The 24,207-nt window shown below is 64.1% G+C and carries 21 protein-coding genes; 12 read left to right on the forward strand and 9 right to left on the reverse strand.

What is annotated here, in order from left to right; genetic code table 11:
- Window positions 1–29: 29 nt before the first annotated feature.
- Window positions 30–491, forward strand: coding sequence for an azurin (gene azu, locus C84B14_RS03030; RefSeq protein ID WP_353221801.1), 462 nt, complete (start codon window positions 30–32; stop codon window positions 489–491).
- 66 nt (window positions 492–557) lie between these two features.
- Window positions 558–1,019, forward strand: coding sequence for a DUF3565 domain-containing protein (locus C84B14_RS03035; protein ID WP_353221802.1), 462 nt, complete (start codon window positions 558–560; stop codon window positions 1,017–1,019).
- A gap of 67 nt (window positions 1,020–1,086) precedes the next feature.
- On the opposite strand, the gene nirK is transcribed toward C84B14_RS03035, so the two are convergent.
- The 5 genes from nirK to C84B14_RS03060 all read right to left on the reverse strand — a co-directional run bounded on the left by nirK (window position 1,087) and on the right by C84B14_RS03060 (window position 6,190).
- Window positions 1,087–2,460: a copper-containing nitrite reductase gene (nirK, locus tag C84B14_RS03040; RefSeq protein WP_353221803.1), complete on the reverse strand. Its 1,374-nt coding sequence runs from the start codon at window positions 2,458–2,460 to the stop codon at window positions 1,087–1,089.
- Window positions 2,461–2,529: 69 nt separating this feature from the next.
- Window positions 2,530–2,805 (reverse strand): hypothetical protein, encoded by a 276-nt coding sequence (locus C84B14_RS03045; protein WP_353221804.1) that lies wholly within the window; start codon window positions 2,803–2,805, stop codon window positions 2,530–2,532.
- Between the two features lie 425 nt (window positions 2,806–3,230).
- Window positions 3,231–3,620 carry a SirB2 family protein gene (locus tag C84B14_RS03050; protein WP_353221805.1) on the reverse strand — a complete coding sequence of 130 codons (390 nt, stop codon included), beginning with the start codon at window positions 3,618–3,620 and terminating at the stop codon, window positions 3,231–3,233.
- An 18-nt stretch (window positions 3,621–3,638) separates the two neighbouring features.
- Entirely contained in the window at window positions 3,639–4,829 is a 1,191-nt protein-coding gene (locus C84B14_RS03055; protein WP_353221806.1) for an NnrS family protein, read from the reverse strand.
- A 182-nt stretch (window positions 4,830–5,011) separates the two neighbouring features.
- Window positions 5,012–6,190, reverse strand: coding sequence for an acetyl-CoA C-acetyltransferase (locus tag C84B14_RS03060; RefSeq protein ID WP_353221807.1), 1,179 nt, complete (start codon window positions 6,188–6,190; stop codon window positions 5,012–5,014).
- A gap of 84 nt (window positions 6,191–6,274) precedes the next feature.
- Between C84B14_RS03060 and C84B14_RS03065 the strand changes: the two genes are divergently transcribed.
- From C84B14_RS03065 to pip, 8 genes are all read left to right on the forward strand, one after another.
- A complete protein-coding gene (locus C84B14_RS03065; RefSeq protein ID WP_348767266.1) occupies window positions 6,275–6,610 on the forward strand; it encodes an MGMT family protein in 336 nt (111 codons plus the stop codon).
- Between the two features lie 66 nt (window positions 6,611–6,676).
- The gene (locus C84B14_RS03070; protein ID WP_353221808.1) at window positions 6,677–7,444 is read left to right on the forward strand and encodes a 3-hydroxyacyl-CoA dehydrogenase; all 768 of its coding nucleotides are present in this window, start codon (window positions 6,677–6,679) and stop codon (window positions 7,442–7,444) included.
- Window positions 7,445–8,235: 791 nt separating this feature from the next.
- Window positions 8,236–9,393 (forward strand): TAXI family TRAP transporter solute-binding subunit, encoded by a 1,158-nt coding sequence (locus tag C84B14_RS03075; protein WP_353221809.1) that lies wholly within the window; start codon window positions 8,236–8,238, stop codon window positions 9,391–9,393.
- 87 nt (window positions 9,394–9,480) lie between these two features.
- Window positions 9,481–11,484, forward strand: a complete 2,004-nt coding sequence (locus tag C84B14_RS03080; protein ID WP_348767263.1) for a TRAP transporter permease — start codon at window positions 9,481–9,483, stop codon at window positions 11,482–11,484.
- A 13-nt stretch (window positions 11,485–11,497) separates the two neighbouring features.
- Window positions 11,498–12,169 (forward strand): 3-oxoacid CoA-transferase subunit A, encoded by a 672-nt coding sequence (locus C84B14_RS03085; protein WP_348767262.1) that lies wholly within the window; start codon window positions 11,498–11,500, stop codon window positions 12,167–12,169.
- Complete coding sequence (locus C84B14_RS03090) at window positions 12,166–12,807, forward strand: 3-oxoacid CoA-transferase subunit B (RefSeq protein WP_353221810.1); 642 nt, start codon at window positions 12,166–12,168, stop codon at window positions 12,805–12,807. Before C84B14_RS03085 ends, C84B14_RS03090 begins: the two co-directional genes overlap by 4 nt.
- Before the next feature lie 55 nt (window positions 12,808–12,862).
- Window positions 12,863–14,182 (forward strand): hypothetical protein, encoded by a 1,320-nt coding sequence (locus tag C84B14_RS03095; protein ID WP_353221811.1) that lies wholly within the window; start codon window positions 12,863–12,865, stop codon window positions 14,180–14,182.
- Window positions 14,183–14,228: 46 nt separating this feature from the next.
- Window positions 14,229–15,197: a prolyl aminopeptidase gene (pip, locus tag C84B14_RS03100; RefSeq protein ID WP_353221812.1), complete on the forward strand. Its 969-nt coding sequence runs from the start codon at window positions 14,229–14,231 to the stop codon at window positions 15,195–15,197.
- Between the two features lie 291 nt (window positions 15,198–15,488).
- Here pip and C84B14_RS03105 read toward each other — a convergent pair whose 3' ends face one another.
- Window positions 15,489–16,457: a diguanylate cyclase gene (locus C84B14_RS03105; protein ID WP_353221813.1), complete on the reverse strand. Its 969-nt coding sequence runs from the start codon at window positions 16,455–16,457 to the stop codon at window positions 15,489–15,491.
- Window positions 16,458–16,835: 378 nt separating this feature from the next.
- On the opposite strand from C84B14_RS03105, the gene C84B14_RS03110 reads away from it, so the two are divergent.
- On the forward strand, window positions 16,836–17,894 hold the full coding sequence (locus C84B14_RS03110; protein ID WP_353221814.1) for an alpha/beta hydrolase: 1,059 nt from the start codon (window positions 16,836–16,838) through the stop codon (window positions 17,892–17,894).
- A gap of 561 nt (window positions 17,895–18,455) precedes the next feature.
- Here C84B14_RS03110 and C84B14_RS03115 read toward each other — a convergent pair.
- Together C84B14_RS03115 and C84B14_RS03120 are read right to left on the reverse strand one after the other, a co-directional pair.
- Entirely contained in the window at window positions 18,456–18,899 is a 444-nt protein-coding gene (locus tag C84B14_RS03115; protein ID WP_353221815.1) for an EF-hand domain-containing protein, read from the reverse strand.
- 65 nt (window positions 18,900–18,964) lie between these two features.
- Window positions 18,965–20,911 carry a metallophosphoesterase family protein gene (locus C84B14_RS03120; protein WP_353221816.1) on the reverse strand — a complete coding sequence of 649 codons (1,947 nt, stop codon included), beginning with the start codon at window positions 20,909–20,911 and terminating at the stop codon, window positions 18,965–18,967.
- 151 nt (window positions 20,912–21,062) lie between these two features.
- On the opposite strand from C84B14_RS03120, the gene C84B14_RS03125 reads away from it, so the two are divergent.
- Window positions 21,063–22,355, forward strand: coding sequence for an Nramp family divalent metal transporter (locus tag C84B14_RS03125; protein ID WP_353221817.1), 1,293 nt, complete (start codon window positions 21,063–21,065; stop codon window positions 22,353–22,355).
- A 326-nt stretch (window positions 22,356–22,681) separates the two neighbouring features.
- Here the strand turns inward: C84B14_RS03125 and C84B14_RS03130 are convergent, their stop codons facing one another.
- Window positions 22,682–23,905 carry an MFS transporter gene (locus C84B14_RS03130; RefSeq protein WP_353221818.1) on the reverse strand — a complete coding sequence of 408 codons (1,224 nt, stop codon included), beginning with the start codon at window positions 23,903–23,905 and terminating at the stop codon, window positions 22,682–22,684.
- Window positions 23,906–24,207: the final 302 nt, after the last annotated feature.

The following is a 24,207-nucleotide window of genomic DNA, read 5'->3' on the forward strand; positions in this document are numbered from 1 at the left end:
TTTCACCCACCTGTAAAAAGGAAACGACAATGATGAAGAAACTTCTGGCTGCGAGCGCGCTGACCGCGGTCGGTGCCGTATTCATGGCCGGCCCGGCGGCCGCGGCCGACAGCTGCGAGCTGTCGATCAGCGGTAACGACCAGATGCAGTTCAACAAATCCGAACTCGTGGTCCCCGCCGACTGCGACGAAGTCACGCTCACCCTCGAGCATACCGGCAAGATGCCGGTGGCCCAGATGGGTCACAACTGGGTGCTCTCAAAGGAAGCCGACAAGCAGGCGATCACGTCCGAAGGCATGCAGGCCGGTCTGGACAACGAGTACCTGCCCGACGATGACAAGATCATCGCCCATACCGATCTGATCGGCGGCGGCGAATCGTCGAGCGTTACGTTCAGCACCGCGGATCTCAAAGCCGGTGGTGACTACAGCTACTACTGCACCTTCCCGGGCCACAGCTCGATGATGCACGGCAAGCTGATCGTCAAGTAAGCGAGCTGCGATCATCGCATTCGGGCCACGCGGCGTTTGTCGCGTGGCCTTTTTTGTGGCATTCGAATGCAGCGCATCATTCTCGGCTTTGGCCGCGACGACGAAGGCGACTGGGTCGCGCGGCTGGCCTGCGGCCATAATCGCCATGTGCGCCATCGCCCGCCGTTCATCAACCGGCCCTGGGTTGTACACGCTGCGGGCCGTGCCTCATGGCTGGGGCGCTCCTTCGACTGCCTGCGCTGCGATCGTCTGGAGTGGCCGAGTCGCATCCTGCAGCATCGTCCACCGGATCGCTGTATCGGACTGGGCTTTGCCCGCACGGATCGATTCGACGACCCCGGCGCCGCCTCCGGCAACTGGCGAACGCTCGAACTCAGTCAAGGTCATGCCACGCTGTGCATCGATGCGCTGCATGTCGAGCGGCCGATTACGCCGGGCGAAGCGGTCGCGATCCCGCCCAACGTGGCGTTTCGCCTGTACGCAGCGAGCACGGCACAGGCATGCCTTCGGACCTATCGCCTGATCTGACTCTCGGGCCGGGCACAAAAAAGCCGGCGCCCGAAGGACGCCGGCGATGGTTTGCCAAAGCGTTCAGCTAGTCGTCGCCCGGCGCATAGATTTCGGGCACGTCCTCGCCCTCCACCTGCAGGAATCCGGCAAGCCCGCGTTCCATGCGGCTGAGCGCATGGTCCACGAGCACGTACTTGCCCGGCACTTCCAGCTCGAAATCCACGATCGTGGCACCGCCCGGCGGCACGCTGATGGTCTGGATATGTTCGGCCGGCGCGCTGGTGGTGCCGCCCCAGGCATAAGCCTTGTCGAACATCTCGCCAATCACGTGGAACGACGATGTTGCGTTCGGGCCACCCACGCCGAAGAAGATACGTACGCGCTCACCCACCTTGGCCTTGAGCGGGTGCTGCTCGGTCAACGCCCCGACCGCACCATTGAAGACATAGTACTCGGGCTTTTCATCCAGCAGCTTGCGCACGTCGAAGGACTGCTCGCCGTGCTGACCGTAGGCCTGGGTGGTGTAGATCTCGCCCTGCATCACATAGAACTCATGATCCACCGGCGGCAGACCGCCTTCCGGCTCGACCAGAATCATGCCGTACATGCCGTTGGCGATATGGTGGGCGACCATCGGCGTGGCACAGTGATAGACATACAGCCCCGGCTTGATGGCCTTGAACGACAGGCTCTTCTGCCCGCCCGGCGGTACCTGTAGCACGCTCGCGCCGCCGCCCGGACCGGTCACGGCATGAAAATCCACCGAGTGGATCATGGTGCTGTCTTCGGCATTGCGCAGGGTCAGATCCACCGTATCGCCTTCTCGCACGCGCAGCATCGGCCCGGGCACCTGACCATCGAACGTCCAGTAGCGATAGCTCGTGCCGTCGGCAAGGCGTGCCTGTTTTTCCACCGTCTCCATATCCACGCGGATCGTCTTGGGCTCGCGATCGCCGATCGGCGCCGGCAGATCAGCCGGGTCACGGCTGATATCGGCCAGCGAATCCGCCTGCGCATCGGCGTCGCTTTCACCGACGATCAGCTTGCCTTCCATGCCGGCGGCGCGGTGGCCCGGGATGCTGCAGAAATAGGCGAACTGGCCGGATTCGCTCGCCCGGAATACGAAAACAGAGCTCGAATCCCGACCGACGACCTCATCCGACTTTGCCGAAAACGCGGGAATCGCCACGTCGTGCAAGGCGCCGTCGCCGTTGATGAGCGTCAGCTGCACGACCGCATCTTGCGGAATCTTTATTTTCGGATTGATCTGGCCGTCGATGGTGCCGCCGACGCCCTTAAAATACATTCCCTCTTCGCCGATGCCCGTTTTCAATGTGATCGAGACATCCGGTCTCGAACTCACCCCTTCGGCGATATTCGTTTGCGACGCATGCGCGGCCGACAAGGCCGTGCCCAACAACAGCACGCCTAACAGACTGATCCAACGCCTCGTTTTCATGGAAGCTCTCCCTGCTACCTGTAATCGATCGTTGGAGCATAGGCAGGTGCGAGCCACCGGGCTTTGATATCAGTCAAAATGAGAGGTTTTTTTGGGTAATCCTCGTGACTGGTGGAAAAGATTGTCCGAACGCGCGGTGCAACAGGCGTACGGCAATGCAATCGCACGCGTGGCGGCCGACGGCGTTACAGAAAATTTATAAAATGCGCCGCGTCCGTTCGGCGGATTAACCTGGATCAAGAGATTTCTCGATTCTGTGCAGAGTTGAGCATGCGGCTTGAACACAAGCTCATCCAGCCTTCGCGCGATCGGTGTTTTGTCTTGTTCGCGTTTCTTCGCGTTCATTGGTAGACAACCTGCTTGCTTGAGAACCGCCTGCTGCGTTGCCTACATAAGCAAGAAATCTTTGATCCGCCGATTACGCCGATGTATTGATTCAGCCACGTTTGGCGATCGACTGCGTTTACACGTTGGCTTGGTTGGCACTTGCGGTAAGAAACCTCCACAGATCGACGCAGATCGCACAGATCAAACACAGGAGATCGTGATCTTTCGCTTTCGCCTGGCGCATGCCCCAGGCGCTTTTGCTCGTCTTCGTAATCTGCGAAATCTGCGTTTGCTCTTGAAGAAAGTAGCCGTCACATGATCGATTACCGGACTGCGCACACATCGCGCCGTGTCTAGGCGCTGTCGTTAGCCTGTGGCGCATACCTACCCGCCACAGCCGGTATTCCAAACGGCACGCAGCTTGCGTATACGCGATCCGCCCCTCAGGCGAAAAGCCCATACGGGTTGTGGCTGAGCGCGACGCTGACGATGTAGGCGAAAACCATCAGCGCTGCCCCGCAGGCGACGATACGAATCGTTTTCGTCGGCCCGCGCTTGAGCCCGATCGTACCCAGCGCGATATAAAGCACAAGCGCGAGCACCTTCGCGGTCAGCCAGGGTTGCGCACCGGGGTACTGGCCGAGCAACACAGCCAGGCCCACCGCACTGCCCAGCAGCACCGTGTCGACACAGTGCGGGAGCACCCGCACCCAGCGTCGGGCCAATCGCGCCGGCGCGAACACCATCCAGCCCGCACGCACTATAAAAAGAGTCAACGTCGCGACCACGCTGCCGACATGCAGCGTCTTCAAAACCACATAGAGCGTTGCCATGGACACCGGTCGGCTCGCCTAGCCCGGCTGGCCATCGAGGCGCGGACGGCAATAAATGCGCCCATAGCGAATCGCCCAGGGCAGTATCGCTTCGAACCACGCGCCGATAGCCACGAACAGGAACAGCCAGCGCAGGTGGCCGGCCGTTACCTCTGCCAGCAGCCGTGCGACTACCGCCAGCTGAAGGATGAGAAAACACAGCACGCTGAGATTATCCATTTCCAGCCGCCGGCCGGAATGACCAAGGCTCACGCGGGTGACCATGGCGAACACCATGCTCGTGGCCAGCCCCATGCCCAGGGCATGGGTCGGTGCAAGGCCCAGCACCGCGCCATAGCCGGAGAAAAGCGCGAGGCTCTGCACGGCCGATAGCAGCGCTGCGATTGGCAACCAGGCAAACGCCATATGCAGCGACCAGAGCAGCGGCACATGCGAGGCTGCCCAGCCACGCCAGCGAAGCGCGTGCCAGCCGGTAATCAACGCCAGCGGCAGGTCCACCGTGAACAGCCAGGCGTGATGCCCGTTGAACGCAAGAACGCCGTGGCCGAGTGAGAGCGCGACGACCAGTGGCGGGCTCCAGGCCGGCTGGTAGCGGCGATAGTCGGCGATCATCGGTTCGGAAAAGAAGGGCAGCATGCGATGGGCTACCACGAACACGATCGGGCCAACAAACCCCCAGAGCGCCAGTGTTGGCATGGCGGCGAACAGCGACTGTCGGGCCTGGCCGAGCGCGCCCAGGCCGGCAAGCGCGCCGATACAGCCCACCGCAGTCACGATGATCGACCAGCGCGCATGCATCAGCGAGGGTGCGCGCGCAACCAACACGCAGCGCATGAGCACGCCAAGCCCCAGAGCCCAGGCGAGCGCGGTCAGCGCTATACCGGCCATCAGAAAATCGATCCCGGCCAGCGTTCCCACCACGGTGAGCGCATAGCCGGCATAGAGCACCGCCGCCATGCTCCGATAGATCAGCGGGCTCACCGGCGGCGCCGCCACCCAGCGCGGCAGTGCCGTCAGCAGGAAGCCGAAAACAAAGAAAGGAAAAACGCCCACCGTCATCAGCCAGGCATGCAGCCAGATCGCGGGCACCGGATGCGCAGACGCCATACCCGCCCAGCGCATAACCAGAACCGGCGCCCACCAGAGCATGCCGACCATCAGCGCGCCCAGCCCGCCCATGAAAAACAGCCGATGCGGCGCCTGTATCAAGCACCGCCCTGCCTCGAATACCGAACCCGGCATTACGCTCCGCTCCACCCTCGATCAGATGGTGCGTACTATGCCGCCGACCGGAAAGGCCCACATTGATGGAAATCAATACCTCCGGCGAAGGTCATCAGCCCGCTGGGCGCGTCGTGGGGTCTCGAGTGATCTGGTTAAGAGTCTTTCGATCAGAGTCTTTCGATGATGGTCACATTGGCCATGCCGCCGCCTTCGCACATCGTCTGCAAGCCATAGCGCCCGCCTCGCGCCCGGAGCGCGTGCACCAGCGTCGTCATGAGCTTGGTGCCCGAAGCGCCCAGCGGATGGCCGAGCGCGATAGCGCCGCCGTGGACGTTCATCTTGTCGGCGTCCGCCCCGGTGTACTGCAGCCAGGCCAACGGAATGGGCGCGAATGCCTCGTTGACCTCGAACAGATCGATATCGTCGATCGTCATGCCGGCCCGATCGAGCGCGCGCTGCGTGGCCGGCAACGGTGCTTCGAGCATGATCACCGGGTCGTGCCCCAGCACGCTCATGTGGTGGATACGCGCGAGCGGTTCGACGCCGAGCCGCTTCAAGCCCGCTTCGTTGACCACCATTACCCCGCTTGCGCCGTCGCATATCTGGCTGGCCGTGGCCGCGGAGATACGGCCATTGTCTGCCAGCAGCTTCACCCCGGCGATGGAATCAAGCGTGGCATCGAACCGAATACCTTCGTCGACCCTGTGCTCGACCTCTTCGCCCGAATCCGGATCGAGAACCGTCACCGGCAGAATCTCTTCGTCGAACGCGCCGGTTTCGGTCGCACGTATCGCGCGCTGGTGGCTCTCCAACGCAAACGCGTCCAGCGCCGCCCGTTCAATGCCGTACTTGGCGGCCACCATTTCAGCACCCTCGAACTGGCTGAACAGCTCGGTCCCGGGATACCGATCGCGAATTCCGGGACTCATATAGATGCCCATCTCGGCTTTGCGGGCCAGAGTGAGCGGTGCGCCCATCGGAACGCGCGTCATGCTTTCCACACCGCCGGCGATGACGATATCCATCGAACCGGACATCACCGCCTGGGCGGCGAAATGCAGGGCCTGCTGGGAGGAGCCGCACTGGCGATCCACGCTGGTACCGGGTACCGACTCGGGCAGGCTAGAGGCCAGCACCGCGTTCCGGGCTACGTTGGCCGCCTGTTCGCCCACCTGACCCACACAGCCCAGAATCACGTCGTCGATCGTATCCGGCGAGGCCTGGCTACGTTCGACCAGCCCATCGATCAGCGTGGCCGCCAAATCGACCGGATGCCAGCCGGCCAGACGACCACCACGGCGGCCCCCTGCCGTGCGCAGGGCGGATACGATATAGGCGTCGGTCATAAGCAGGGCTCGCAGTTATCCAGACATCGGGGACTGTCTTTGTGCCACCCTGCCGGCACCCTGTAAAGCATAGCCAGCAAGACCATGTCCCACCGCGGCGATATCAATTCCAGCTCGCAGAACACGTATAGCGATGTTTTCGATGCCGTGCGCCGTATTCCCTATGGGCGAGTGAGCACCTATGGGGACATCGCGCGTCTGATCGGCCGCCCTCGTGCGGCGCGTGTGGTCGGCTATGCGATGCATCGCTGCCCACCGGGCCTGCCCTGGCATCGGGTGATCAACGCCCAGGGCCGGATTTCGCTGCCCGCCGACAGCACCGCCGGCCTGTCGCAAAGACGACGCCTGGAGGAAGAAGGGGTTGTACTCATCGGCGGCCGCGTGGATCTCGATCGCTTCGGCTGGCCCGACGCCGACTGACGGCTGCCGCCGAACCCCGGTGGTAGTCTGGCCGCGTCATCCAATACAACAATCGAGGAGACAGCCATGCAGATCACCGATCGATGCTTTCTGATTACCGGCGGCGGCTCGGGCCTGGGGGCAGCCAGCGCCCGTATGCTGGTCGATGCCGGGGCCCGCGTAGTGCTCGCCGACGTCAACGCCGAGGCCGGCCAGCAGACGGCCGCGGCCTTGGGCGAGGCAGCGCGCTTCGTCAACTGCGACGTGACCCGTGAAGAAGACGGCAAGGCCGCGGTCAGTGCTGCACGCCAGCACGGGGGCGCGCTGCACGGCCTGCTCAACTGTGCCGGTATCGGCATCCCCTCGAAGGTTCTTGGCAAGAACGGCCCGCACGACCTGGCGACCTTTTCCAAGGTGATCCAGATCAACCTGATCGGCAGTTTCAACATGATTCGGCTGGCGTCCGAGGCGATGGCGGCGACCGATGCCCAGGCCGACGACGAACGCGGCGTCATCATCAACACGGCGTCGGTCGCCGCCTTCGAAGGCCAGATCGGCCAGGCCTCCTATTCTGCCTCCAAGGGCGGCATCGTAAGCATGACCCTGCCGATCGCACGCGAGCTGGCCCGGCACGGCATTCGCGTGATGACCATTGCCCCCGGGATTTTCGATACGCCGATGATGGCGGAACTGCCCGAGGAAGTCCGCGACTCGCTCGGCAAGATGGTGCCTTTCCCCTCGCGCCTGGGCCAGCCGGAGGAATTCGCGCGCCTGGCCCGCGACATCATCGAGAACACCATGCTCAACGGCAGCACCATTCGCTTGGACGGGGCGATTCGCATGCAGCCGAAATAAGCGCGGCCGCAATCGCCGGCGCGGGTCCGGCCCGGGTGTGCCAGGGCCAGCTGCCCGACCCTGCCAAGGGCTGAGCGCGGGCCGATCGCCTGCCCGGCGCTCCCTTATTCGAGGGCGGGCATACAACGCCTGTCGCGCTAGATTCTCTCCACCCGAGCCATCTTGGTATGGCGCGGCGAGGCGTCATGCAGCCTTCGCTTTGGCGGTTGCACACGCCTGTAGCGATGCCTGTTGTACCCGCAACCGTGTTTAGCGCGTTTAACCTGTTGGACGCATACGCCATCTCTTTCATACCAAGGTCTAATCCATCGCGCGGGCGCAGGCCATAAGTTCATATCCGAGCGCAACGCGAAGACTGCCTTTCGCGCCTGAACGTCCGTTCGTACAACGACTTCGGTCGACGGCCCAGTCCTTCATTTCGATAATGCGACCCACGCGAGGCGATATAGCCTTCGCCTATAGCACGGATAATATCTGCCTAACCAAAATCGGACAGCGAAGACCGCTTGTCTCTGGCTAGGGGTCGCATGCGCATGCATGTGCGATGGCGTTTCGGCACACGTCGATTCGCGCAGAAAGCGCGAATGGGCCATCGCCGCCCGGAGCGTCCTGGTTTCCAATTTCTTTTGCCTCGCTGCCCAGACCGTGCGATGGCCAACGCGTTGACCGCACCCCGGCGCACGCATACGCTTTGCGACCAGATGTTCGCTATGCAGTCGCATCGAGCACTAGCGATTTTGGCTCCGGCCGAGTCTCGCCCGACCGACACAATAAAACTGTGGAGACATTCCATGCGCCTGAAATCCACGCTCCGCGTGTTCTCGCCCCTGCTACTCACCGCGGCCCTGGGCGTGACCCATGCGACCGGCGCGTTCGCGGCCGACGACAGCGAGCCCGATCTGCCCCGCTCGATGACCTGGGCCGCCTACGACGTGGGCTCGGCCGGCTATGCCGAAGCCTCGGCCATTGCCGATGCGTTTGGCCGCAAGTACGGCACCCGTATTCGTATTCAGCCCTCGGGTTCGGCGATCGGCCGCCTGCAGCCGCTGCTGCGCGACCGCGCGGAAGTCGCCTACCTCGCCACCGAAGCCTTCTTTGCTTCCGAAGGCGTGGCCGATTTCGGTGATCGCCGCTGGGGCCCGCAGGATCTGCGTACGCTGGGCGGGCGTCCGTCGTCGTTCGGTATCTTCACCGCGAAGGATGCCAACATCACCTCGATGAAGGAGCTCAAGGGCAAGCGTTTTGCCTATGTGGCCGGCAATCCGTCGATCAACCTCAAGTGCGATGCCCTGCTGGGCGCCGCCGGGCTGACCCGCGACGACGTCGATGCACGCATGTTCCCCACCTACAACGCCACCATGAGCTCGCTGGCCCAGGGCAAGGCGGATGCGTCCTGCACCACGACCACGCCCAGCCAGCTCTATGAACTCGCCGAATCGCCGCGCGGCATTCGCTGGCTGGAAGTGGACCCGGACGACGAGAAGGCCTGGGCACGCCTGCGCAAGATCGCGCCCTTCCTGCAGCCCTATCGGGAAACCGTCGGCGCAGGCCTGAGCGAAGACAATCCGGTCAACATCTTCGCCTATCGCTACCCGGTGCTGACCGTGAAGGCCGATCAGGATGAGGACTTCGTCTACAACTACCTCAAGGCCTTCGACGAAACCTATCCGATGTACAAGGACGGCACCGCGGTCATGGGTCGCTGGAAGCTGGAAAACGCGGGCACGCCGCCGGTCGATGTGCCGTTCCACCCGGGTGCGATCAAGTATCTGAAGGAAAAAGGCATCTGGACGGACGAAATGCAGGCCTGGAACGACAAGCGTCTGGCCCGCCTGAAAGCCCTGCAGGCCGCCTGGAAGGACGCCATCGCCGAAGGCAAGGGCAAGAGCGACGACGCCTTCGCCGACATCTGGGCCAAGCATCGCCAGCAGGCGATCGAGTCGCTGTAAACCTAAACGGGTTTTAGCAAAACCGGCCGGCGCCGAGATGCCGGCCGGTTTTTTGTTTCACGTTCACCGACACTCGAAGAGGTCGTCATGGCCACAAACACGCCTTCGGCCACCGAGAACAGCCTGGAAACGGAACAGGAAGCCAGCCGCCTGGGCGGTGCCTCCTACTGGACCGTCATGGCGCTGGGCACCCTCGGTCTGCTACTGACCATCAACCAGACCTTTACCCTCGGTCTGTTCGGCTTTCAGCCACTGGGCAATTCGTTTCTTTATTACCTGATCGGCCTGTTCCTGGCGGCGACCTTTCTCTATTTCCCGGCCTGGTCCGGGGCCAAGGAGCATGTCCCGTTCTACGACTGGATACTGGCTGCCGTCGCTCTTGTGCCGGCGGTCTATCTCGGCTACCACGGGCTCGAGATCATCCAGCAGGGCTGGGATTTCAGCGCGCCTGTCGAGGCCACGGTCGCGTCCGGCGTCATGCTCGCCCTCATTCTGGAGGGCACACGTCGTTGCGGCGGGCTGATTCTGGTTCTGGTCGCACTGTTGTTCGGCTGCTACCCGTTGTTCGCCGATCATATGCCGGGCTTTCTCTGGGGCACCCAGTACGGCTTCGGCGAAACGCTGCGCGCTCACGTCTTGGGCGTTGAGTCGGTCATCGGCATACCGATGCAGGTGGTCGCCAATCTGATCATCGGCTTCGTGGTCTTCGGCGCGGCACTGACCGTGACCGGCGGCGGCGATTTCTTCATGAATTTCGCCATGGCCCTGATGGGCCGCAGCCGCGGCGGCCCGGCCAAGGTCGCGGTGCTGTCGAGCGGCATCATGGGTAGCCTGTCGGGCAGCGTGATCTCGAATATCCTGACCACCGGCCCGATCACCATCCCGACCATGAAGAAGTCGGGCTACCCGGCCCACTACGCCGGCGCCATCGAAGCCTGTGCCTCGACCGGCGGCACGCTCATGCCGCCGGTGATGGGCGCAGTGGCCTTCATCATGGCCTCGTTTTTGAACGTGCCCTATGCCGAGGTCATGGTCGCTGCCTTCCTGCCGGCGCTGCTGTTCTATCTGGCGCTGCTGTTTCAGGTGGACGCCTATGCGGCCCGGCGTGGCCTGATCGGCATGCCTGAATCCGAAATCCCGCGCGTGGCCGATACCCTCAAGCAGGGCTGGCCGTATCTTTTCAGCCTCGGCATGCTCATCTACATGCTGCTGGTCATGCGCCTGGACGCCTATGCGCCCTATTATGCGACGCTGATCCTGCTGGCCATCGCCCTGTTCAAGCCCAGCTACCGGCTCAACTGGTCGCGCCTGCAGTATCTGATACTCACGCTCACCAGCAGCGTGGCCAGCCTGGTCGCCATTCTTGCCGGCATCGGACTGGTCGTGGGCGGCCTGTCGTATACCGGCGTGGCCGGCGCCTTCTCGCGCGAACTGCTGCTCTATGCCGACGGCAGTATCCCGCTGATGCTCGGCGCGGGGGCAATCACCAGCTTCGTGCTCGGCATGGGCATGACCGTGAGCGCCTGCTATATCTTCCTGTCGATCCTGCTCGCGCCCGCGCTCGTGGATGCCGGGCTGAACCCGTTGGCCAGCCATCTGTTCATCCTCTACTGGGGCATGCTGTCCTACATCACGCCGCCGGTGGCGCTGGCCGCGATCACCGCCTCCGGCGTGGCCGGCTCGAACGCCGGGCGTACCGGCGTCTATGCCATGCGCCTCGGCAGCATTCTGTTCGTGCTGCCGTTCCTGTTCGTGACCAACCCGGCGCTGATCCTGCAGGGCGATCTGGCCCACATTCTGCTGTCGACGGTAACCGCGGTCGCCGCGATCTGGCTGGTGGCCGCCGCGCTCGAGGGCTATCTCTACCGCGTGGGCGCTATCAACCTGGTCATGCGCCTGATCGTGCTGGTGGCCGGGGCCGCCCTGATCTATCCGGAACGGCTGTCGGACGCGATCGGCGTCGCGATCGTGGTCGCCATCTATATCGCGGACGCGCTGCTCGGCGGGCGGCTGGGTTCGAAGGACGCCCAGCGCCTGGCCCGTGCCAAGCAGGCAGAACAGGCCGAGCAGCAGGCCCGAGCTTCTTCTTAAAAGGTAGAAAATCATGATAGACAAGCGAGTCGCGTCCCTGCGCGAAGCGATCGCCGGCATCAAGAGCGGCGCGGCCGTGATGATCGGCGGCTTCGGCAGTTCCGGCATTCCCTTCGAACTGATCGAAGCGCTGCGCCAGCACGGCGCAGACGATCTCACGGTGATCTCCAATAACGCGGGTTCGCATGAAATCGGTATCGCCACGCTGCTGCGCGATCGTCTGGTCCGCAAGGTGGTATGCACCTACCCTCGTTCCCAGGGGTCGGTGTGGTTCGAAAAGCTCTACGAAGAAGGCGCGATCGAACTCGAACTGATGCCCCAGGGCACGTTTGCCGAACGCATGCGCGCCGCCGGCGCCGGCCTGGGCGGTTTCTTCACCCCCACCGGCTACGGCACCAAGCTTGCGGAAGGCAAGGAAACACGCGAGATCGACGGCGTGGGCTATGTGCTCGAGCCACCGCTCAAGGCCGACGTGGCGCTGATCAAGGCCCACAAGGGCGATAAATGGGGCAACCTCGCGTACAACACCGCGGGACGCAACTTCAATCCGGTCATGGCGATGGCCGCGGACATGACCATCGCCGAAGTCGAACATATCGTCGAACTCGGCGAACTGGATCCGGAGAGCGTGGCGACGCCCGGCATCTTCGTCGATCGCGTCGTCGCACAGGAGGGCATCGTATGACACGTCTCGAACCCGCACAGATGGCCGAGCGCCTCGCCCAGGACATCCCCGACGGCAGCTATGTGAATCTCGGCATCGGCATGCCGGTCATGGTGGCCAACTATGTGCCCGACGGCCGCGAAGTGATCTATCACAGCGAGAACGGCATCCTCGGCGTCGGCCCCACGCCCGAACCCGGTACCGAAGATCCGGACCTGATCAACGCGGCCAAGCAGTACGTCACCCTGATCAAGGGCGGCTGCTATTTCGATACCGCCGACTCCTTCGCCATGATGCGCGGCGGCCATCTGGATATCGCCGTGCTCGGCGGCTTTCAGGTATCCGCGGACGGCAATCTGGCCAACTGGGCGACCGACAACGAAAAATATCCGCCCGCCGTGGGCGGCGCGATGGATCTGTCGGTGGGCGCAAAGACCGTCTATGTGCTCATGCGTCATACCACCAAGGCCGGCGAGCCCAAGATCCTCGATGCCTGCACCTACCCGCTGACAGGTACCGGTGTGGTGAGTCGAATCTATACCGACCTGGCCGTGCTCGAAATTACCGATAACGGTCCGCGCGTCGTGGAGCTGTTCGGCGACAACAGTTTCGAAGACGTTCAGGCGGTCACCGGGACGCGTCTACTACCGCCCGCGTGAACGCGGCCGACCGGCTTCGGCAGGCGCACACGGCGCGCTCGTTACGGCATCGAACATGACGCACTCCACCGTCGATAACGCCCGCAGTGGCCTGGTCTACCTGACCCTGGTCGCGGGCGTGCTGGGCCTGCCATGGCTGGCGTGGGTCATCGGCGCACCGGCGCTGATCGTCGCGATCGTACTGGCCTGGCCGGGGCTCAATCGCATACCGCGGGTGATCGTATCCGCGGTCTTGCTTGCGGTTGCCGTCGCACTGGCCGTCGATCCGGCACTGCTCAGCGATGGGTTGATGACGATCACGCGGCTGGCCGCGCTCGTCGTGGCGGTCATGCTGTTGTCGCATGCGCTGGGGCGTTCGCGTCATCTGTCGGTGATTTCGGAACATCTGTTCGCCGGCCGTGCCCTGACCCGCTACCTGAGCATCACCTTCGGCACGCTGTTTCTGGCCATGCCGCTGAACTTCGGTTCGGTGAGCGTGGTATCGACCCTGATCGGCCGCGAAATCGACGGCCACGGCGATTCCAGCGGTGCGCGCAATGCCGCGCGGGCCGTGCTCCGAGGCTTCGGCTCGGCCTCGGTCTGTTCGCCGCTGTCGATCGCCGTGGTGCTCACGCTCACGCTGGTGCCCGGCCTGCACGGCTGGCAGCTGTTGAGCCTGACCTTTCCGCTGGCCGCGGGCTATCTGCTTACGGGCACGCTCTTCCGCGAGCCGGAACACGCACCGCTTACAGATGAGGCGCGCAGCCGGCCACCGCAGGTATTGCCCTCGTGGCTGTTCTTCGGTGGCTGTATCGGGCTGATCTGTGTCTGCACCTTCGTATCGCGGGCCGCGTTCGGTCTGGCCTATGCACAGGCGGTCACCTGCAGCTGCCTGCTGGTCGTGGCGATCGGCTTGATCGCCAGCCCTGGCGAAAGACGTCTGCCGCGTATGGACGGCATCGCCAACGAACTGGCCATCATCTGCGGCTCGGCGTTTCTGGGTGCGACCCTGAGCGCCTTCGTTGCCGCCGGGCTGGATACCGACTTCGCGCTGCCGGCCTGGGCCTTTCCCGGGATCGCGTTCGGGCTGCCCTGGGTGCTGTTCGCCGGCGGGCTGATCGGCATGAATCCACTCATTCTGGTCACCCTCGCGGGAGGGCTGTCGAGCCGGCTGTGGCCGGAAGCGGCAGGCCTGGGCCTGGCTATCGCGATGGTATCGGGCTGGGGACTGACCATCGCCGGCACACCCTACTCGGCCAACGCGCTGCTCGTGCAGCGTCTGACCGGCTACGACAACTGGCGGGCCACCGTCGGCTGGAGCCTCAAGCTGTCGTTGCTCGCCCTGGCCGTGGCGTCGAGCTTGGCGGCGACCACCACGCTGGTGCTCATGCGCTGACCCGGGGCAATGATAGCCTGTGGGCGTTATTCAGGCCGCCCCCGCCATGACCGATACAAGTACCGCAGTCGACTATCGCCCGCTCTATCCGCATATCGAGCCCTACGATAGCGGCCAGCTCGCCGTGGATTCACGGCACACCCTTTATTACGAGCAGTGCGGCAACCCCGACGGCAAGCCGGTGGTGTTCCTGCACGGGGGGCCGGGCGGCGGGGCCGGGCCGAGCAGCCGCCGATTCTTCGACCCCGCCCACTATCGCATCGTGCTGTTCGATCAACGCGGCTGCGGCCGCTCGACTCCGCATGCCGACCTGGTCGACAACACCACCTGGCATCTGGTCGCCGATATCGAACGCCTGCGCGAACATCTGCATATCGAGCGTTGGCAGGTCTTCGGCGGCTCCTGGGGCTCGACTCTCGCGCTCACCTATGCCCAGGCCCACCCGGAACGGGTCAGCGAACTCGTGCTGCGCGGTATCTTCATGCTGCGCCGGGCGGAGATGCTCTGGTTCTATCAGCGGGGCGCGAACGCACTGTTTCCGGATGCCTTCGAGCCCTACCGAGACCATATTCCGGCCGGCGAGCAAGGCGATCTGATCAGTGCCTACTACCGCCGCCTGACCAGCGATGACGAGCAAACCCGGCTGGAGGCCGCACGGCGCTGGTCCGTCTGGGAAGGCGCGGCAAGCTATCTCAAACCCAGCATCGAGGCCCAGAACACGAACGCGGCAAGCCGCTTTGCCCTGGCCTTTGCGCGTATCGAATGTCACTACTTCGTACACGGGGGCTTTTTCGAGCGCGACGACCAGCTACTCGAAAACATCGATCGGATTCGCGATATCCCCTGCGTGATCGTGCACGGCCGCTATGACGTGGTCTGTCCGCTGGCCAATGCCTGGGATCTACACCGGGCCTGGCCCGAGGCCGATCTGCGCATCACCCCCGACGCCGGCCACTCCGCCTTTGAACCCGGCAACCGGCATGCCCTGCTCGAAGCCACCGACGGCTTTCGCTAGGGCCTGTCGTCACGGGATATACCATCGCATTGCCCGTGCCGGGCGTGTCAGGCAAGGCGCGGGCCGCCGAGCGTGGCGGGCCCACGGTCAAGGTCCGCAACGCAGCATGGCGCGTCCGGAACGCCCCCCAACGAATAACGATCGGTCGGCGGCCAAGCCGCGGCAATCCGTCGTTGTGGTTCATGGGTTGGCTCGCTAACGAGGCATAACCACGCGGCACTCGCGATGCCTTGTCTTGCCGCGGCCTGGTCGCCGATGCGGTGGCCTATCTCGCGCCGACAGGCCCTTGCCCTACCCCGACGCGGACTGAAAACCGGGCGCACCCGGCGCTTCACAGGCGCGATCGCGACCCGCTCGCTTTGCCGCATACAACGCCTCGTCGGCTTGCGCGACAATCGCTTCTGCATTCGGCACATCGCGGGGCATGACCACGCTGAAGCCCACGCTGATGGTCAGCGTGCCGAGCTTGGTATTCGGATTATCCAGATCGAGCTCGCGTACCCGCTGGCACAGACGTTCGGCAAAGTGCTGGGCCGGCTCGCGCTCCATGCCACAGGCCACGACCACGAACTCCTCGCCACCGTAACGGGCGAGAAAATCCGAGCCGCGCTGGAAACTTTCCGCCAGCGTCTGGGCCACCTGGATCAGCGCGTCGTCGCCGGCCTGGTGGCCAAAGCGATCGTTGAAGGCTTTGAAGTGGTCGATATCGATAAAGAAGACCGCCAGCGATTCGCCCGTCCGGGCGGAGATCTTCCAGAGCGACTGCATACGGTCGTCGAAATGGCGACGGTTATAAACGCCCGTCAGCGCATCGAGCGTGACCAGTTCCTCCAGCGCTTTCTTGGCCGATTCCAGATCGCGATTACGGGCCCGCAATTGCTCGTCGAGCAGCATGCGCTGGGTGACGTCCTTCTGAAAACCGATGAAGTGCGTGACGGTGCCGTGCTCGTTGTGTATGGGCGATACGCTCAGCTCGTTCCAGAACGGCGTATCGTCCTTGCGGTAATTCATGATGACGTGCGAAAACCCCTGGCCCTGGTCCAGGGCATCACGCATTTGCGCACCCAGCGCGTCCTCGGTACGTCCGCGCTGCAGAAACCGGCAGTTGCGGCCGACCACTTCATCATGGCTGTACCCGGTCATGCGCTCGAACGCCGGATTGACAAAGATCAGGGGCAGATCTTCGGCCTGGGCATCGGCGATGGTGATGCCGTCGCGCGAATCCAGCACGGCATGCTGTAGAAGCTCAAGGTCGATCATCAGCCGTTTTCTTTCCACGGGGCAATAGAATAGGAGAGCAATATTTACGCCACAATTGAATAACGGAAACTACGGATGCGCGCTACGAGCGTGCCCCGGCCTTGCGGCATGAGCAGGCAGTCGCACGACGGATACTGCGGCACCAATGGGCTAAGTGTCCCAAAATTATCATGGAATGCGTAGCCTGCGTATCCGCGGCCTGCCCACACAACGGCCCTTGCGACCGCGCAATACCGCACGCCCACTCAAGGCCGGCCACTGCTATCGATGCCTCTGATCGGTGCGGCGATGCGCTAGAATCGGCAATTCTGACAACGCCGCCGGTCAGTTCTGCGCTACGAACATAGTCCGGCCCGAATCGAGTCGACAACAATGACGATGGACAAGCAAAAGCAGACCACGCGCGTGGCCGCGCGTATCGAAAGCGCGCTGGCGCGAGGCATTCTTAATCTGCCGGCCGGCCTGTTGCGCACGCTGGCCGGCCGGCCGGTGGTCCGCGACAGCCAGACCCTGGATGTACAGACGCAAATGCTGCTGCGCTTGCAAACGGTTCGAGGCAATGCGGCGCTGGGCGGACGCTCGGTCGCGCGCGAACGTGCGCTTATGGATGCACAGGCCCAGCTGCTCGAACCCAGGGCCTCTCGGCGGGTCTCGACCCGCGACATTCAGGTCGCGGGCGGCGATGGGCCTTGTCCGGCCCGGGTGTATCGTCCCGAGGGCGTCAAATCTGACGGCGGCGCCCTGGTCTTCTACCACGGCGGCGGCTTCGTGATCGGCTCTTTGGATACGCACGATGGCGTATGCCGAGCCATCGCGGACCGCGCCCAGTGCGTTGTCATCGCCATCGACTACCGACTCGCGCCCGAGCACCCCGCCCCGGCCGGCGTGGAAGACGGGGTGGCTGCGTTCCGCGATATCGTCGGTCGGGCCGCCGAATTCGAAATCGATCCTGATCGAGTGGCCGTGAGTGGCGATAGCGCCGGCGGCAATCTGTCGGCGGTCGTTTGCCAGACGACGCGCAACGATGCCCATTCGCCCTGTTTCCAGCTGCTGTTCTACCCGGCGGTCGATTTCGTCGACGAACGCGAGTCCGTGCGGACCTTCGCCAAAGGGTTCCTGCTCGAAAAGACGTCGATGGACTGGTTCCGTGGACACTATCTGTCGGGCGGCCTGGAGCCGGGTGATACGCGCGTTTCACCGATGCACGGGGATCTTCAGGGCCTGCCCCCCGCACTGGTGATTACCGGCGGGTTCGATCCGCTGCGCGATGAGGGCGAAGCCTATGCCGAAGCGCTGAAAGCCGCGGGCGGCCAGGCGAACGTCGTACGTTATCCATCCATGATCCACGGCTTTCTGAACTTTGCCGGCGCAGTGGCAGGCGCCGACGCGGCGTTGACGGACGGCGCGCATGCACTGCGCGACGCGCTGGGCAGCTAAGAGGCACGAACGGACACGAAAGCCGCACAGGTTTCACCTCGCAGGGTATTCGCGTACGCGACCCGATCAATCGCCGGTACGACGCGCGGAGACGCCCGTGGTGCCGGCACCCCGGCGTAGCGGTATACGAAACCACCATCCCTTCGTGGTCCACAAGCCATCACAGACACGAGCCGGGCGATAGGCGCCCGGGCCGATGCGATGGATACGACGCTTAGCGCTAATTAAGGAAGCTCTGCACAACCTCTCGCGGGTCGCGTTCGAGTCCTCACAGACGGTGCGGCAAGGCGTCCGAGCGCAGCGCCTGCCTCATTGGCAGGTCAAGCTCGGCAACGCAGTCGCGGCGTCTGTGAGGCCGAACCCCTTGCGGGCCGGGGCTTTGCGCGAGCTTGATCGGCGTCAGTGTTCGCTACCGTGCAGCAAGCACGCTACGCTCTCACTTCCTTGTCAATCGCGCGCAAAGCACCCGGCGCGACCGCGACAGGTTGTGCAGAGCTTCCTTAAATCGTCGCGCCGCGCTCTATTTTTTCGCAAGCCAAGGCGCAGTCGTGCTAACAGGCGCTAGTCGCGCGGGCTATCGTCCTCGATGGCCTGGCGCAGTTCCGCACCGTCGAGCACGCCGTCGGAATTGGTATCCAGGGCATCGAAATATGGCGTCATCGCGGCCTGATACTCGGCCAGCGAAATAGCGCCGTCGTCGTCGCGGTCGAGGATGGCGAACTGGCGCTCGATGGACGCGCGGCGCGCCCGACGCACGTCGGCAGGCAGCTCTTCGCTGTCGCGCCCGGGCTGACCGGCCGCGAACTCGTCGGTGTCGAGCAGGCCGTCGCCGTTGCCATCGAGCCGCTCGAACGTCTTGCGCTGACCGTCGATCGCCTCCTGACGACTGATCGCACCGTCGTCGTTGGCGTCCAGCGCAGATAGCGCATTCTGGGCCCAGGCGCCGGCCGGCATGGCGGCGGCCAACACGAACACCGCGCTTAGCGGCAATAGCGATCGACTCATTTGCTGTCGTCCTCGGTCAGGCATGTAGCGGTATTGGGCAACGCCGGCAACCCGAGGTTCAGTCTTCAATCGTGTGCGTCGTCGTCCTGTTCAAACACCACGTCGGCGTCGTCGGCGCACAGCTCACGAATTTCGCTGGGCTGGCCCTCGGCGTTGAAGCGCACATAACCCATGCCGGCGCCGTTGACCAGGCGCTCGCCGTGATCGGCCGGGCTCGGACGACGCGGTTCGATACGCATACGCCGGCGCTTGGTGAACCAGTTCAGCGGCGAGTACGGCGCATACAGCCACCGATTGAGTCGATCGAACCAGTCCAGCAGCCGACGTGGAAATTCGTTCTTCACGCCGGAGCTGGTGATCTGCCAGATCCGCTGGCGCGCTGCCGAAAAGCGCAGGGTGACGTCATAGGCGAACGAGTAATGCACGTCGCCCGACAGAATGGTGAAATTCTTCGGCGTCTTGCCGTGACGAAAGATGTTGAGCAGCGTATGGGCCGCGCCGGGATGGGCCATCCAGTTTTCGGCATCCACCATCAGCGGTTTGCCGAACCAGGTGAAAACACGCTGGATGTTCTCGATGAGCTTGACGCCGAAAATCGGCGCGGCGGAGACCATCACCACGCTTTCGCGGTTCATGAGCTGGCCTTGCATCTCGCTCAGAGCCTCCCAGTCCATCAACCCGGACGGCTTGGACGGTGCCCGCCCGCGTCGCCAGCGCCGGGTGCGGGTATCGAGCACGAGCACGCCCGGGTCCGTCTCGAGCATGAAACCCCAGCCGCGAAATTCGAGCAGATGGTCGATCAGGGCATCGTGGGCGGCGTTGTCGCGCGTATCGATATAGCGCACCACGCACGGCCAGACCGTCTCTTCAAAAGCCTCCGGCCGGTTGCCCCAGCCCTGGCACAGCAGATAGGCGATCAGCGCATTGCCGATGATGCGTCGGGAGAAAGGATGCCCGTAGGCGGTATCCATCCATTCACCCGTGAGGTTCCAGTCGTCGGTAATGTCGTGATCGTCGAAGATCATGGCGGTGACGGTGTTGGCCATCACGCGCCGGACCGCCGGCAGCTCGGCAACGAAGGCGTCGATGGCCCGTGCTTCTTCGTCGTAGCGACGGCTTTCTTCTTCGTCCAGCTCGGGGCGGGTGTACTCGAGCCCTCGCCAGGCGACATCGGACCAGCACAGCAGATACATCGCCAGCACTTCAGCGAGCGTGATCAGGTGATTGCCCGACGAAGCCGACGTGAACACCGGCTTGCGCGTGCCGCCAAAAAAGCGGTCGCGCAGATCCCGATTGACCTTTTCCTTGGGCAGCAGCTCGTCGCGCCGGTAGTAGCAGGCGCTACAGGCATAGAGTGCATCGCTGTCGTCGAGCAACGCGCCTTCCAGGGTTTCCGGCCACAGGCCGAGCCGCGCGATAAGCGCATGGATGGCCCGTAGCAGCGGCCCTGCCACATCATCGGCATAGATCTGATCGCCGGTGAGCAGCATGGCCGCCGGCCAGTCGTCGCTATCCGCGCGCCGTGCCCCAAGCCATCGGTCCGCACGCGCCATGCCGTCGCCGGACGGATGATGCGGGCGCCGACAGGAGCCGTGCAGCAGGCTGTCGAGCCGCGTCTTGATCACGAACCGCGGGCGCGATTCGCCTTCGTAGCACAGCGCCGGCTCGGCTGCGGCCAGCGAGACGCGATCGTCGCCCACAAGCAGGTCATAGCCAATCGCCCTGCCTTCGGGCAGCGGCTCCACCCCGGCCGCGCCGAGATCCACGTCGATGAATATCATCCACGCGTGCTCACCAATACGCAGATCGCGACGATGGCGGCTATCGAGCACGATCGTGTCGTCGGCGACCTGGCGGCGGCCGTCATCGTCGCGATACAGGGCCAGCGTCAGCGGCAGGTTGCTGGCGGCCACCAGCCAGAGCACCAGACGGCCCGGCCGGGCCTGGCGCAGAATCGGACCGGCGAGCACGCCGTTGGCAACGGGGTCGGCAAATGAAGCGGTGTCTTGCATGCGCCGATTGTACGGCGCGCGCGCCGGCGCGTGCGCCAACGCGTATTGACCGCCCGGATGATGGGCGCTAATTTCAGCCGATGCTAAGTTTTGCAGTCCGCCGTTACGCCGGCCCTCGGTTGCGGTTCGATGTCGCCCGCCCGAGCAGGTCATGAGTCGCTCTCAAAGCGACATGCTGCCGGGCGAAAACGCCACCATGCGCGCCGCACAGGCCGCCCTCGATGGCCGGCACCGCGGTCTGCGTGGGCTGTGGCCGTTTCTCGGCCCGGCCTTCATCGCCGCCGTGGCCTATATCGACCCCGGCAATTTCGCGACCAATATCCAGGCCGGCTCGACCTTTGGTTATCTGCTGCTGTGGGTGGTCGTGGTCGCCAACCTGATGGCGATCCTCATACAGAGCATGTCGGCCAAGCTCGGTATCGCCACCGGCAAGAACGTGCCCGAAGTCTGTCGCGAGCGGTTTTCCCGACCGGTGACCATCGCTTTATGGATACAGGCCGAGATCATCGCCATTGCCACGGACCTGGCCGAATTCATCGGCGGCGCGCTGGGACTGTACCTGCTGTTCGGGATTCCACTGTTCCCGGCGGCGGTGATTACCGGGGTGTTCTCCTTTGCCCTGCTCGAGTTGCAGCGGCGCGGTTTTCGTCCGCTGGAAGCGGGTATCACCGCGCTCGTGGGCGTGGTGGTCGTGTCCTTTGCCTACGAGGTGTACGTCGCCGACCCGGACATGGGCGATCTGGGCCTGGGGCTGATACCCGGTTTCCAGGGCAGTCACAGCGTGATGCTGGCCGCGGGTATTCTGGGCGCCACCGTCATGCCGCACGTGATCTATCTGCATTCGGCGCTCACCCAGCGGCGCGTGGTCGGGCGCAGCGCCGACGAGCGCCGACGCATCTTCCGGTTCGAATTCGTCGATATCCTGATCGCCATGGGCGTGGCCGGGCTGATCAATGCCGCCATGCTGGTGATGGCGGCCGGCCTGTTCTTTGGCGCGGCCACGCCGATCACCACCCTGGAAGGCGCATTCGCCCAGCTGCGCGACTATGCCGGCCCGCTCGCCGCGACCCTGTTCGGGGTCGGCCTTCTGGCAAGCGGGTTTTCCAGTTCGTCGGTAGGTACGATGAGCGGTCAGGTGGTCATGCAGGGGTTCATCGCCCGGCGTATTCCGCTGTTCGCACGACGCCTGATCACCATGACCCCGCCGCTTTTGATTCTGGCCATGGGCGTCGACGCCACCACCGCGTTGGTCATGAGCCAAGTAGTGCTGTCCTTTGGTATCCCGTTTGCCCTGATCCCGCTGCTGCTGTTCTGCTCGAACCGCGAGATCATGGGCGAGCTGGTCAACCGGCGGGCCACCACCGTCGCGGCGTGGGCGATCGCCTGCGTGGTGATCGCGCTCAACGTCTTCCTGCTTTACGAAACTTTTTTCGGCCAGTTCTAGGGAAGCTCTGCATAAACCTCTCATGGATCGCGTTCGAGTCCTCACAGACGGTGCGGCAAGGCGTCCAGGCGCAGCGCCTGCCTTATTGGCAGGTCAAGCCTGGCAACGCGGCCGCGGCGTCTGTGAGGCCGAACCCCTTGCGGGCCGGGGCTTTGCGCGCGCTTGAACAGCGTCAGTGTTCGCTACCGTGCAGCAAGCACGCTACGCTCTCACTTCCTTGTCAATCGCGCGCAAAGCACGCCGGCGCGACCGTGACAGGTTATGCAGAGCTTCCCTAGCGCGGGTTCGCTGCCCCGAAAACGGCGTTCGTCGTTCGGCGACGCCCGCTAGGCCGGCACCCGCCGACGCCAGCGCATCAGCCAGAGCGTGACCGCGATACCGGCCAGCAGCACCACACCCACCATCAGGGTCACGCCCGGCCAGCCGGCCGCGCTCCAGAACAGCCCGCCCAGCGAGCCCACCACGCTTGAGCCCAGGTAGTAGCCGAGCAGATAAAGGCCTGCGGCATGGCCCTTGCCGCGTTCGGCAAGCAGTCCCACGAACCCGCTCGCCGTGGAATGCCCGGCAAAGAAGCCGATCGTGATCAGGGCCATGCCGGCGACCACGGCGACCAGGTTGGCAGGCCACATCATGGCAAGCCCTACCGCCATGCACACGATGGCGAACAGCAGCACCGGCGGCCGGCCGGCGCTGTCGGCAATACGCCCGGCGATGGGTGAGGTCACGATGCCGAGGATATAGATTACGAACACGGCGCCGATGGCCCCCTGCCCGAGCGAAAACGGCGCTTCGCTCAAGCGAAAGCCGATGTAGTTGTAGACCGATACGAACGCGCCCATGAACAGAAAGCCGCAGACGAAGACCCACGGCAGGGCCTTGTGGCGCAGGTGCTCACCGACCGGGCCGGCGTGCTGGGCCAGGGACATGCCGCGGCGCGGGGTGAAGTTCTGCGACCGCGGCAGCAGCCAGAAGAACAGCACGGTGGCAACAAGGCCGATTACGCCGATGGTCGCGATCGCCACCCGCCAGTCCGCGAACTCCGAAATGAAGCCCGTGATCACGCGCCCGCCCATGCCGCCGGTGGCGGTACCGCCGATATACAGCCCCGTCGCCGTGCCCAGATCCTCCGGCGCGATCTCTTCCGAAAGATAGGCGATGGCCAGAGCCGGCACCCCGCCGAGGGCGATACCTTCCAGCGCCCTGGCGGCCAGGAGCGTGCCCCAGCCAGGTGCCAGCGCCGCGCCAATGGACAACAGGGCCGAGCCGATCAGCGATGCGATCATCACCGGCTTGCGTTCGATCGCGTCGGACATCAGCCCGGCCACGAAGAGCGTAAACGCGAGCACGCCGGTGGTCACCGACAACGACAGGCTGCTCGCGGCCGCGCTGACGTCGAATTCCTTCGAGAACGCCGGCATGAGCGGCTGAACGGCGTACATCGAAGAAAAGGTCGCGAATCCGGAGGCGAACAGGGCGAGGTTGGCACGCCAATAGGTTCGCGTGCCGCGTTGCAGGTAGCGCTTGGGTGACGTGTGATCGGCTTCGTTCATGCAGTTATTGTCTCATGCAGGCATCGTTCGCGCCGCTGTAGTCGGCCCGGCTCGCCTGCGCGACCGGCGGCGGTAAAACTGCGCCCGCAATCGCCGGCGGCCGCGGGCAATTGCGCAATTTCTCGATCTTTATGCCATTCGTCCACGCCGCGCCGCCTCGGCCGCCCGATCGTTCCTCACCGGGCAAATCCACGGGAAGGCCGGTATCTGCTGGTATCGCGGCGCCGGACTGGCAAAAAACGCGCGGCCAGCAAATCCCGGCCCTAGCCGGGGAGCGCTCCCTTCACGGATAATGGCGCGCT

This window comes from Salinisphaera sp. C84B14 (assembly GCF_040361435.1).
In the GTDB taxonomy this organism is placed as follows: Bacteria; Pseudomonadota; Gammaproteobacteria; order Nevskiales; family Salinisphaeraceae; genus Salinisphaera.